Origin of the sequence: Nocardia vinacea, from assembly GCF_035920345.1 — a bacterium.
Lineage (GTDB): Bacteria > Actinomycetota > Actinomycetes > Mycobacteriales > Mycobacteriaceae > Nocardia > Nocardia vinacea_A.
In genome coordinates, this window is record NZ_CP109149.1 from 9,603,553 (window position 1) to 9,615,835 (window position 12,283).

10 protein-coding genes are annotated in these 12,283 nt (G+C 64.9%); 8 read left to right on the top strand and 2 right to left on the bottom strand.

Translation table 11 applies throughout. From position 1 onward, the window contains the following. Nucleotides 1–82: 82 nt before the first annotated feature. Nucleotides 83–640 carry a hypothetical protein gene (locus OIE68_RS43605; protein WP_327096725.1) on the bottom strand — a complete coding sequence of 186 codons (558 nt, stop codon included), beginning with the start codon at nt 638–640 and terminating at the stop codon, nt 83–85. A 297-nt stretch (nt 641–937) separates the two neighbouring features. Here OIE68_RS43605 and aceE point away from each other — a divergent pair, with 297 nt between their 5' ends. The 8 genes from aceE to OIE68_RS43645 all read left to right on the top strand — a co-directional run bounded on the left by aceE (nt 938) and on the right by OIE68_RS43645 (nt 11,522). After that, the gene (gene aceE / locus OIE68_RS43610; RefSeq protein WP_419150853.1) at nt 938–3,757 is read left to right on the top strand and encodes a pyruvate dehydrogenase (acetyl-transferring), homodimeric type; all 2,820 of its coding nucleotides are present in this window, start codon (nt 938–940) and stop codon (nt 3,755–3,757) included. 11 nt (nt 3,758–3,768) lie between these two features. Beyond that, nucleotides 3,769–5,103 carry a PucR family transcriptional regulator gene (locus OIE68_RS43615; RefSeq protein ID WP_327096727.1) on the top strand — a complete coding sequence of 445 codons (1,335 nt, stop codon included), beginning with the start codon at nt 3,769–3,771 and terminating at the stop codon, nt 5,101–5,103. Nucleotides 5,104–5,231: 128 nt separating this feature from the next. Beyond that, nucleotides 5,232–6,146, top strand: coding sequence for an ACP S-malonyltransferase (locus OIE68_RS43620; protein ID WP_327096728.1), 915 nt, complete (start codon nt 5,232–5,234; stop codon nt 6,144–6,146). 122 nt (nt 6,147–6,268) lie between these two features. Next, a complete protein-coding gene (acpM, locus tag OIE68_RS43625; protein ID WP_014982996.1) occupies nt 6,269–6,568 on the top strand; it encodes a meromycolate extension acyl carrier protein AcpM in 300 nt (99 codons plus the stop codon). 10 nt (nt 6,569–6,578) lie between these two features. Next, on the top strand, nt 6,579–7,829 hold the full coding sequence (locus OIE68_RS43630) for a KasA/KasB family beta-ketoacyl-ACP synthase (RefSeq protein WP_327096729.1): 1,251 nt from the start codon (nt 6,579–6,581) through the stop codon (nt 7,827–7,829). A gap of 202 nt (nt 7,830–8,031) precedes the next feature. Continuing rightward, nucleotides 8,032–9,465 (top strand): acyl-CoA carboxylase subunit beta, encoded by a 1,434-nt coding sequence (locus OIE68_RS43635; protein WP_327096730.1) that lies wholly within the window; start codon nt 8,032–8,034, stop codon nt 9,463–9,465. 158 nt (nt 9,466–9,623) lie between these two features. After that, nucleotides 9,624–10,991 (top strand): C4-dicarboxylate transporter DctA, encoded by a 1,368-nt coding sequence (gene dctA / locus OIE68_RS43640; protein ID WP_327096731.1) that lies wholly within the window; start codon nt 9,624–9,626, stop codon nt 10,989–10,991. Between the two features lie 60 nt (nt 10,992–11,051). Continuing rightward, nucleotides 11,052–11,522, top strand: a complete 471-nt coding sequence (locus tag OIE68_RS43645) for a helix-turn-helix domain-containing protein (protein WP_327096732.1) — start codon at nt 11,052–11,054, stop codon at nt 11,520–11,522. Nucleotides 11,523–11,605: 83 nt separating this feature from the next. On the opposite strand, the gene OIE68_RS43650 is transcribed toward OIE68_RS43645, so the two are convergent. Further along, nucleotides 11,606–12,073, bottom strand: coding sequence for a hypothetical protein (locus OIE68_RS43650; RefSeq protein WP_327096733.1), 468 nt, complete (start codon nt 12,071–12,073; stop codon nt 11,606–11,608). Between the last annotated feature and the right edge of the window lie 210 nt (nt 12,074–12,283).

Consider the following 12,283-nt stretch of genomic DNA (forward strand, 5'->3'; position numbering starts at 1 on the left):
ACGAAATACCCATGGAATGTCGCGTGACAACCTCGTGTCATTGGCCGATTTTCGCTACCGAACCCCGGTTCATGGGATGAATTCAGCGTTTCGGGCAGGCGTCCTTGACCGCGTTTCGCGCGTCGTTGACCCGCTTGCTCGCATCGTTGAGTGCGCCGACCGGGGCGGTGTAGGTCATCTTGCGGGTCTCCGCGGCGAGCTGGCGTGCGGCGGCGACGTATTCGGCGAACTTGGCCTGCAGATCGGCGGGCAGTGCGCCGCTGGCGTTGTTCACTCCCGTCTCGACCTTGGTCGCGGCGTCTTCGAGGGTTTTGGCGGCGGTATCGCGCTTGGCGTTGTAGTCAGCGGCATTCGCATCGTGGGCATCTACGAATTCGTTGTACTTCGAAACGCCGACACCTGTGGTTGTGGGGAATTGACCGCAGTTGTCGCTGATCGCCTGGGCCTGTGCCGCGGCCTTGCGCGAGGAGGTCGCCGCCGCGGAGGAGGAGGCCGCCTCGGTCTTGTAGGCGGCTAGCTCCGAGGCATTCGGATTGGCAACGCCGTCAACGTGTTTCGCGCAACCAGCGATGGTCAGGCCGACCACGACCGCCGTTGCCGCGCACACCGCTGCGAACCCGCGTGGGTCCAGCACCTTCATTGTCCTCCGTGCCTCTCTGTTTCACCGGCGGTCCTCGACTCACGTTCCCTGCGGAACCGTACTGCAGATACCCCTGACATGATGACCTGGGCCACATCTTCCGCAAGGATGGAGGTGCGCCCGAACCTTTCGTAAAACGGGTGGTCCGCCAACCAAGTGTGCCGCCCGGGGAAACAGACGCCTATCAGCTTGTCCACCCCTGTACGAGGAGCAGACTTGACCGACCTGATCCACTCTTCCGCGCCAGCGAAATCCGCCGGCACCGACTCCGCGCCACGTGATCCGAACGGATCGCAGGTGCCGCCTACGGGCGGGCGGGTGCGGGTTATCCGCGAAGGGGTGGCGTCCTATCTACCGGACATCGACCCGGAGGAAACCTCCGAATGGCTCGAATCGTTCGATGACATGCTCGACCGGGAAGGTCCGGGCCGCGCGCGTTACCTCATGCTCCGGCTGTTGGAACGCGCCGGAGAGCGTAGGGTCGCCATTCCATCCCTGACCTCCACCGACTACGTCAACACCATCCCCACCGAGAACGAGCCGTGGTTCCCCGGCGACGAAGAGGTGGAGCGGCGCTTCCGTGCCTGGATCCGCTGGAACGCGGCGATCATGGTGCACCGGGCGCAGCGTCCCGGCATCGGTGTCGGCGGCCATATCTCGACCTACGCGTCCTCGGCGGCGCTCTACGAGGTCGGCTTCAACCACTTCTTCCGCGGTAAGGACCATTCCGGCGGCGGCGATTCGATCTTCATCCAGGGTCACGCCTCACCCGGCATCTACGCCCGTGCATTCCTCGAAGGCCGGTTGAGCACCGACCGGATGGACGGTTTCCGGCAGGAGTACAGCCATGGCGGCCCGGGCCACGGCCTGCCGTCGTATCCGCATCCGCGGTTGATGAACGACTTCTGGGAGTTCCCGACGGTGTCCATGGGCCTGGGCCCGATGAACGCCATCTACCAGGCGCGGTTCAACCACTACCTGCACGACCGTGGCATCAAGGACACCTCCGATCAGCATGTCTGGGCCTTCCTGGGCGACGGCGAGATGGACGAGCCGGAATCGCGCGGTCTGATCCAGGTTGCCGCGAACGAGGGGCTGGACAACCTGACCTTCGTGATCAACTGCAACCTGCAGCGTCTCGACGGCCCGGTGCGCGGTAACGGCAAGATCATCCAGGAACTGGAGTCGTTCTTCCGTGGCGCGGGCTGGAACGTCATCAAGGTCATCTGGGGCCGGGAGTGGGACGCGCTGCTCGGCGCCGATCGCGATGGCGCGCTGGTGAACCTGATGAACACCACCGCCGACGGCGACTACCAGACCTACAAGGCCAATGATGGCGCCTACGTCCGCGATCACTTCTTCGGTCGCGACCCGCGGACCAAGGCCCTGGTACAGGACCTCTCGGATCAGGAGATCTGGAACCTCAAGCGCGGCGGTCACGACTACCGCAAGGTCTACGCCGCCTACGCGGCCGCGATGGCGCACAAGGGCCAGCCGACCGTGATCCTGGCCAAGACCATCAAGGGCTACACCCTCGGCAAGCACTTCGAGGGCCGTAATGCCACGCACCAGATGAAGAAGCTGACCCTGCAGGATCTCAAGGACTTTCGTGACCTGCAGCGGATTCCGATCTCCGACGCCGAACTGGAGAAGGATCCCTACCTGCCCCCGTACTACCACCCGGGCATGGAGGCGCGCGAAATCCAGTACATGCTCGATCGCCGCAAGGCGCTCGGCGGTTTCCTGCCCGAACGGCGCGCCGCAGCAAAGCCGCTGCAACTGCCCGGGGACGAGGCGTACAAGTCCGTGCGCAAGGGTTCCGGCAAACAGAACGTGGCCACCACCATGGCCCTGGTTCGGCTCATGAAGGAGCTGCTGCGGGATAAGGAGATCGGCAAGCGGATCGTGCCGATCATTCCGGACGAGGCCCGTACCTTCGGTATGGACTCGTGGTTCCCTTCGTTGAAGATCTACAACCGCCTCGGGCAGTTGTATACATCCGTCGACGCGGAATTGATGCTTGCCTACAAAGAGAGTGCCGTCGGGCAGATTCTGCACGAGGGCATCAACGAGGCCGGATCGACCGCATCGTTCACCGCGGCGGGCTCCTCGTACGCCACGCACGGCGAGCCGATGATCCCGCTGTACATCTTCTATTCGATGTTCGGTTTCCAGCGCACCGGCGACGGATTGTGGGCGGCGGCGGACCAATTGGCGCGCGGCTTCGTGCTCGGGGCAACTGCCGGGCGAACCACCCTGACCGGTGAGGGGCTGCAGCACAACGACGGCCATTCGCTGCTGCTGGCCTCCACCAACCCGGCCGTGGTCACCTACGATCCGGCGTTCTCCTTCGAGATCGCGCACATCGTGCGGGACGGTCTGCGTCGCATGTATGGCGGCGGCACACCGCAGCCGAGTCCCGGCGCACTGCCCGGCACGCATCCGCACGGATCCGCGGGCGGCTTCGGCGGCGAGGACATCTTCTACTACATCACCCTCTACAACGAGCCGTATGTACAGCCCGCCGAGCCCGACGATCTCGATATCGCCGGACTGCTCAAGGGCCTCTATCTGTACAAGCGGGGCGCCCAGGGCGATGTGCGCGCCCAGATCCTGGTCTCGGGCGTCACGGTGCCCGACGGCGTGCGTGCCCAGGCGCTGCTCGCCGAGGAGTGGGGTGTGCAGGCCGATGTCTGGTCGGTGACGTCGTGGGGTGAGCTTCGCAAGGAGGCACTCGACAAGGAGATCGCCCAGCTGCGCAACCCGGGCACCGACGTGAGCGTCCCGTACGTCACCCAGGCGCTGGCCCGGGTCGAGGGTCCATATGTGGCCGCGACGGACTGGATGCGCGCGGTGCCGGATCAGGTGCGCAAATGGGTGCCCGGCGACTTCACCACGCTCGGTACGGACGGTTTCGGCTTCTCCGATACCCGTCCTGCCGCGCGCCGTGTCTACAACGTCGACGCGCAGTCGATCGTGGTCGCGGCCCTGGCCGCCCTCGGCCGCACCGGCAAGATCGATCCGGCCAAGGCCGTCGAGGCTGCCGCCAAATACCGGATCGATGATGTCGCCGCCGCGCCGAAGTCGGCTCCCGGCACCGAAGACGAACTCGCATAGCGGACGATTGGATGGTGGAACGTAAACCGCCGCGGCCGCGTCGGATCTCCGAAGGCTCCTCCGAGCACGAGGTGTATCTGCCGACGGGCGCGCTCTCCCCGAACCGGCAAACCCGCGACCCGCTGCCGGACACGCTGCTCAAACGCGTGAAGCAGTTCTCCGGACGCCTCTCCACCGAGGCGGTCGGGTCGATGCAGGATCGGTTGCCGTTCTTCGCCGATCTGGACGCCGCGCAACGCGCCGGCGTGCAGATGTTGGTGCAGACCGCGGTGGTGAACTTCCTGGAATGGCTACAGGATCCCGATAGCGATATCCGGTTCAGCCTGGACGCCTTCCAAGTGATCCCGCAGGATCTGGCGCGGCGGCTGACGCTGCGCCAGACCGTGGACATGGTCCGTGTGGCCATGGAGTTCTTCGAACAGTGGCTGCCGGCGCTTGCGCGAAATGATCGGCAGCTGGTCGCACTCACCGAGGCGGTATTGCGCTACGGGCGTGAACTCGGATTCGCCGCCGCCTCGGTGTACGCGAGTGCCGCGGAGTCCCGCGGCGCATGGGATACCCGCCTCGAGGCACTGGTCGTGGACGCCGTCGTCCGCGGCGATACCGGTCCGGACATGCTGTCGCGGGCCGCGACCCTGAACTGGGACGCCACTGCACCGGCGACGGTGCTGGTCGGCACGCCGCCGGGGGATCAGGGCGTCTCGATGGTCGGTTCGGTGCACACGATCGCCGCGCGGCACGGTCGCGCGGCGCTGGCCGTGGTCCAAGGTTCACGGCTGGTGATGGTGGTCAGCGGGAATCTGGGCGATACCTCGTATGCCTCCCCTTTTCTCGCGGATCTGCTGGTCGAGGTGTTCTCCGACGGTCCGGTCGTGATCGGACCGACCATGCGCACCCTCGGCGCGGCGCATGCCAGCGCGGTGGAGGCATTGGCCGGAATGGAGGCTGTAGTCGGCTGGCGCGGGGCCCCGCGACCGGTGCACGCTGCGGAATTGTTACCCGAGCGAGCCCTTTTGGGTGACCGAGCTGCAATCGACGCGTTGAACGAGTATCTTGTCCTACCGTTGGCCGCCGCCGGATCCGCGTTGGCCGACACTCTCGAGGCCTATCTGGATTGCGGTGGCGCGGTCGAGACGTGCGCGCGTCAGCTGTACGTTCATCCAAATACCGTTCGCTATCGCCTCAAACGGATAGCGGAGATAACGGGCCGTGATCCGATGAATCCGCGGGATGCCTACGTGCTCCGGATCGCCGCCACAGTGGGTCGTTTGACACGAACCCGTAACGAATCGTCAACTTCTACCCCAGAAGTCACTCAATTCCCGGTGACGCACGAGGGCGTGTAACGGATCCAGCGAAGCGGTCGATCGGGACGACCCACATGCGCTTTTGTGGGACTCCCACAAAAGCGCTCGGCAAGGTTCATTCGCGTCGACATCTCCTGCGGCGTACCTCACAGTGTTTTGTTAGAGGTGTGATCGCGTTGTTCGCCCCTGGACAGGGGTCCCAGACACCCGGCATGCTCGCGCCTTGGCTCGACCTTCCCGGCGCGACTGATCGCCTCGCCATCTGGTCCAAAGCTTCCGGCTTGGATCTGGTTCGACTCGGCACCACCGCAACGGCGGAGGAGATCACCGATACTGCCGTTACCCAGCCGCTTGTCGTCGCCGCCGCACTGCTGGCCTTCGCGGAAATCGAGCCGGATGCACTTCCGGCCGATACCATCATTGCCGGACATTCGGTCGGTGAACTCGCCGCTGCCGCAGTCGCCGGAGTCATCTCCGCCGATGATGCGGTGCGGCTGGCCGCCATCCGCGGTGCGGAGATGGCCAAGGCGTGCGCTCTCGAGCCGACCGGCATGTCCGCGGTGCTCGGTGGCGATGAGGCCGCCGTGCTCGCCCGGCTCGAAGAGCTCGAACTCGTCCCGGCCAACCGCAATGCCGCGGGTCAGATCGTGGCCGCTGGACGTTTGACCGCCCTCGCGGAACTCGCCGCCGATGCGCCCGAGAAGGCGCGGGTGCGTGCGCTGCCCGTCGCGGGTGCGTTCCACACCGCGTTCATGGCCCCGGCCCAGGACGCTGTGACGGACGCCATATCCAAGATCACGCCGAACGAGCCGACCAGGACCCTGCTCTCGAACTTCGACGGCAAGCCGGTTACCTCCGGAGCCGATGCTGTCGCTAAGCTCGCGGCGCAGGTCACCCGGCCCGTCCGGTGGGATCTGTGCACTGAGACCGTCCGACAGGCAGCGGTCTCGGCAGTGGCGGAGCTGCCGCCGGCGGGCACGCTCGTCGGCATCGCAAAACGGGAACTGAAGGGCACACCAACACTGGCCCTGAAGACCCCCGAAGACCTCCCCGCGTTGGCCGGGCTCACCACTTCCGGCTAGCTTTCCCCCCGCGACCGTGTAGCCAATACGCGATCGTGACCGAGCGGACGGTAACCATCGGCTCGCTCGATTCGAAAAACAACAGTGAAGCCCTACAAAGTAGATAAGAAGGGAGCCACGAAGTGGCCGCTCTGACCCAGGAACAAATCGTCGAGGAACTCGGCAAGATCATCGAAGAGGTGACCGGTATCGAGCCCTCCGAGGTGACGATCGAGAAGTCCTTTGTCGATGACCTGGACATCGACTCGCTGTCCATGGTCGAGATCGCGGTTCAGACCGAGGACAAGTACGGCGTGAAGATCCCGGACGAGGATCTGGCCAGCCTGAAGACGGTCGGCGACGCTGTCGCCTACATCCAGAAGCTCGAGGCCGAGAACGCTGACGCGGCCGCGGAGCTCAAGGCCAAGTTCGACGCCGAGTAGGGCCGACACCGTGACCACTCCTTCCACCTTGAACGGGAATTTCCCCAATGTCGTCGTCACGAGTATGGCGGCGACCACGTCGATCGCTGGTGATGTCGATGCGACGTGGAAGGGACTCCTCAACGGCGAGAGCGGTATCGACGTTCTCGACGACCCCTTCGTCGAGGAGTACGACCTTCCGGTCCGCATCGGCGGTCACCTGAAGGTCCGGCCAGATACCCTGCTGAGCCGTGTCGAATGTCGGCGCATGGCCTACGTCGAGCAGCTCGCGACCGTACTCGGTCGCGAGGTCTGGCAGAACGCAGGCAGCCCCGAGGTCGACCCGGAGCGTCTGGGTGTGGCGATCGGTACCGGGCTCGGCGGCGGTGACGCGCTCATCGACTCGGTCGACAAGCTGAAGAACGGTGGCTATCGCAAGATTTCGCCGCTGGCTGTTCAGATGGTCATGCCGAATGGTCCGTCGGCCGTCGTCGGTCTCGAATTGAAGGCCAGGGCAGGAGTGGTCACTCCGGTCTCGGCATGCTCATCGGGCTCCGAGGCCATCGCCAATGCGTGGCGAATGATCGTCATGGGTGACGCCGATATAGTCGTCACCGGTGGCGTCGAGGGTTTCATCGACGCGGTGCCGATCGCGGCGTTCACCATGATGCGCGCGATGAGTACCCGCAATGACGACCCGAAGGGCGCCTCGCGTCCCTTCGACAAGGATCGCGACGGTTTCGTCTTCGGCGAGGCCGGTGCGCTGATGGTCATCGAGACCGAGGAACACGCCAAGGCTCGTGGCGCGACGATCCACGCGCGCCTGCTGGGCGCCGGTATCACCTCCGATGGCTTCCACCTGGTCGCACCCGATCCCACAGGTGACGGTGCCGCCCGGGCGATGACCAGGGCGATGCAGACCGCGGGTCTGACGCCCAAGGACATCACCCACATCAACGCGCACGCGACCGCTACCCCGATCGGCGACACCGCCGAGGCGAACGCGATCAACAAGGCCGTGGGCAACCACGCTTCGGTGTACGCGCCGAAGTCGGCACTCGGTCACTCGATCGGCGCCGTCGGTGCGCTCGAATCGGTGCTCACCGTGCTCAGCATCCGCGACGGTATCGTCCCGCCGACGCTGAACCTGGAGAACCAGGATCCGGAGATCGATCTGGATGTGGTGCACGGCGAGGCCCGCCGCCAGGAGATCGAGTACGCCATCAACAACTCGTTCGGTTTCGGTGGGCACAATGTCGCGCTCGCCTTCGGTCGGGCATAGCCGCTCGGTAACCGATTCAGTCTGTGCGGAGCCCCTACATGGTTACGCAAGCCGCCGCCTCCGGGGCTTGACCGCACAGACTGGCTGACTGCACAACGATCGCCGGTGCGGTCGACCGACGCCAAAGTCGGTCGACCTCACCGGTGTTCGACATACGCAGCCGCGGGAGCGGCGCACTTCCTTGAGGTGAGGAGAAAACGCGATGACAATTGTGGCTCCCGCGTTCCGACCAGAAACTGCCACCGATCCGCGTGATCCGCTCGGTCGGCTCCAACGCTTCTTCGACCCCGGAACCGTGCTACCGCTGCACCCGCGCGACAAGTCCGGTGTGCTCGCCGCGATCGGCGAGGTGGATGGTGTCCGCACCGTCGCCTACTGCTCCGACGCCACCGTCATGGGCGGCGCGATGGGCGTGGAGGGCTGCAAGCACATCGTCGACGCGATCGACACCGCTATCGATTCCGCCATTCCGGTGGTCGGCATCTGGCATTCCGGCGGCGCTCGCCTGGCTGAGGGGGTCGAGGCGCTGCACGCGGTCGGCCTGGTCTTCGAGGCCATGGTTCGCGCGTCCGGCCTGGTGCCGCAGATTTCGGTGGTGCTCGGCTTCGCGGCCGGTGGCGCCGCCTACGGCCCGGCGCTGACCGACATCGTGATCATGGCGCCGGAGGGCCGGATCTTCGTGACCGGTCCCGATGTGGTGCGCAGTGTGACCGGTGAGCAGGTCGATATGGCCACCCTGGGTGGTCCGGAGACGCACGGTAAGAAGTCCGGTGTCACGCACATCGTCGCCAATGACGAGGCCGACGCGCTGCACCGTGGGCGGCGCCTTGTGTCGATGTTCGCCGAGCAGGGCGAATTCGATCTGGTCGCGGCCGCGCACGGTGATGTCGATCTGAAGGCGATGATGCCGGAATCGGCCAAACGTGCCTACGACGTGAAGCCGATCGTCCACGAACTGCTCGACAACGTCGACGGTGAGTCCTCGTTCGAGGAACTGCAGGGCGGTTACGCGCGCAGCATCGTTACCGGTCTCGGGCGGCTCGGCGGGCGCACTGTGGGTGTGCTCGCCAATAACCCGATCCGCCTCGGGGGCTGCCTGAACTCCGAAAGTGCGGAGAAGGCAGCGCGTTTCGTGCGGTTGTGCGACGCGTTCGGCATTCCGCTGGTGGTGCTCACCGATGTGCCCGGGTACCTGCCCGGTGTCAGCATGGAGTGGGAAGGTGTGGTCCGGCGCGGTGCGAAGCTGCTGCACGCATTCGCCGAGGCCCGGGTGCCGCGGGTCACGCTGGTTACCCGCAAGATCTACGGTGGCGCCTACATCGCGATGAACGCCCGTTCGCTCGGTGCGACCGCGGTGTACGCCTGGCCCGGTTCCGAGGTCGCCGTGATGGGCGCCAAGGCCGCCGTCGGCATCCTGCACAAGAAGGCCCTCGCGGCCGCGCCGGAGGAAGAGCGTGAGGCGCTGCACGAGCGTCTGACGGTCGAGCACGAGCGCATCGCCGGTGGTGTCGAGCGGGCCATCGCGATCGGTGTCGTGGACGACGTCATCGACCCGGCCAAGACCCGCAGCACCATTGCCGCGGCATTGGCGGCGGCACCGGTGCGCAAGAGTCACCACAAGAACATTCCGCTGTAAATCCAGTGGTGAAAGCGGGCTTCGGGATTTCCGGGGCCCGCTTTTCGTTCGTATTGTTCTCGTTATCGGACCTGGGGTGACGGGCATATATCGATCGGGTTTCCGCGCGGCAATATAGTTGAAACTTCGGCGATACGAATAGCTCGTACGTTGCGCGCATGAGCGTGACGATCGAAACCACCACAGCAACGGACCCGGTGCGCAAACCGCCCTGGTACCGCTCGCTATTCCTGCAACTGCTGGTGGCGATCGTGGCCGGAATTCTGGTCGGCAAGCTCTGGCCCGACTTCGGCGCGGATCTCAAACCGCTGGCCGACGGGTTCATCAAGCTGATCAAAATGGTGATCGCGCCGATCATCTTCTGCACGGTGGTGCTCGGCATCGCCCATGTCGGCGATATGAAATCGGTCGGCCGGATCGGTGTGAAGGCGCTGATCTACTTCGAGGTGATCACCACTTTCGCGCTGCTCTTCGGTTTGCTGGTCGGCAACCTGGTGAAGCCGGGTGCGGGCTTTCATATCGACGCGCAGACCCTGGCGACCGGTGCCGAGAAGATCGCCAAGACCACCAAGAACGGCGAGCTACCGCATACCGTCGACTTTTTGCTGAATATCATTCCGGCATCGGTGATTTCGGCATTCGCGGAGAATGCGCTGCTGCAGGTGTTGTTCTTCGCGGTGCTGTTCGGCTTGGCGCTGGCGAAGTTCGGTGAGCACGGCCCGCCGGTGATTCTGGAGGCGGTCGATCACATCGGGAAGATCTTCTTCACGATCATCGGCTGGATCATGAAATTGGCGCCGCTGGGTGCGTTCGGCGCGATGGCCTACATCGTTGGGCAGTACGGACTTTCCGCGCTCAGCAGCTATGGCAAGCTGATCGCCTGTTGTTATGGGGCGGCGGTGTTGTTCCTGCTGGTGCTCGCGGTGGTCGTGCGGGTCTTCGCCGGGGTGAGTCTGTGGAAGCTCGTCAAATACATCAAGGATGAGCTGTTCCTCGCGCTCGGCACCGCGTCGACCGAGGTGGTGCTGCCGCGGATCATGATCAAGCTGACCGAAGCCGGTTGCTCACGAGCCACCACCGGGCTGGTGATACCGACCGGGTATTCGTTCAATCTCGACGGTGCGACGCTGTATCTGTCCATCTGCGTGCTGTTCTTGGCGCAGGCGCTCGGGGTGGATCTGAGTCTCGGCGAGCAGATCACGGCCGTCGGCGTGCTGATGTTGACCTCGAAAGGTATGGCGGGCGTACCGGGTTCGTCATTCCTCGCGCTGTCGGCGACGATCACCGCGATCGGGCACGGATCGATTCCGGTGGCAGCGGTCGCGCTGTTGCTCGGGGCGGATCGGCTGATGGATTCGATGCGGGTCACGGTGAATCTACTCGGCAATTGCGTCGCGACCTTCGTGGTCGCGAGGTGGGAGGGGCAGTTGGATTCGGAGCGGATGCGCAAGGTGCTGGATGGGGAAGAGGTGCCGCCGTTGGAAGACAAGGACCCGATGGTCGCCTATACCGCTGAAGAAGCTTGACTGTTGGCGTCCGGCGGGTAAAGCCGCCGCCGGGCACCGCGGGCTCGGTAGCATCGACAGGTGCGCTACGAGGAACTTGCTGATGAGCCGTGTTCGATCACACGGCCGCTGGTGATCCTGGGCGACCGCTGGACCCTGGTGATCCTGAAATATTCGTTCGCGGGCGTGCGGCGGTTCAACGCATTCCAGAGCGCGCTCGGTATCTCCCGGAGCCGATTGCAGGATCGGCTCGATCGGCTGATCGAACACGGGATTCTGGTCAAACAGAAGGCTGCAGTCGGTGCGTACGAGGAGTACCGGCTGACGCCGAAGGGACACGATATCTATCCGATCCTGATGGCGATCCGGGATTGGGGCGATACATACATGGCACCCGAAGGTCCGCCGGTGCACTACCGCCATTCGGACTGCACCGGCGAAGGGCACATCAAACTCGAATGTGACTCGTGCGGAACCGAACTCACCGCACGCGATATCTCCGCCGAGCCGGGTCCTGGCTTCACCTCCGAAGATGGACGTCAGGTCGGCTAACCGCCGGGTGTTCCCGTATAACGAGTGAGTATCTCGCAAGCTATTGCCTGTGCGAGGCACTCGTTGGATATGCGGCAGCCCAATTATGAACCGAGGCGGGCCTTTTCGGTGGGGTTGTCGCGGTTGACGCACTCCTGGTACAGGTCCGGGGTGCCGATGTGTTCCTGGCAGTCCCAGGTGGTGGTGCCGACCGTGATGGGGATGACGAAGCCGACGTCCCACAGATCCGATTGCACGGCATAGGCATTGGTGACTGCGAGGGCGGTGGGGCAGGCGGTGTCGCCCTTGGTGGTGACGGCCGAGACGGCCAGGCCGAAGGGGCCCGCGCCGCAGGAGATCGTGGTGGGCTCGGCGACCGCTGGGGTGGTCGGCGGCGGGGTGGTGACCGTGGTCGGGGTTGCCGCCGCATAGGTGGTGGTGGGGTGTGTGGTTGTCGCGTGCGCGGTGGTGCTTGTGGCTTTGGCGCTGTTGTCCTCCTTGTCGCAGGCCGCCAGGCCGAGCATGAGAACCGCGGCCGCCACGACTGTCGAGAGTGCACTGATGGAACGCATAAAAGCCGACCTCCTCGTTGTGCAATCAACGGCAGGGGTTGCCGAACCCACCCCCGATTCGTTCCGCCACCCTAGCGCGGTGGGCCAGCGTGCAGGCGATGTTCCGTCGGCGTGCCGATCGGGGTACAGCTCGGGCGGCGCAGTCCGGTCGGAGGGCTCCGATTGGCTGCCGATCGGTGGGTGCGCGGGTCTGCCTGGGATGCGCGGTGT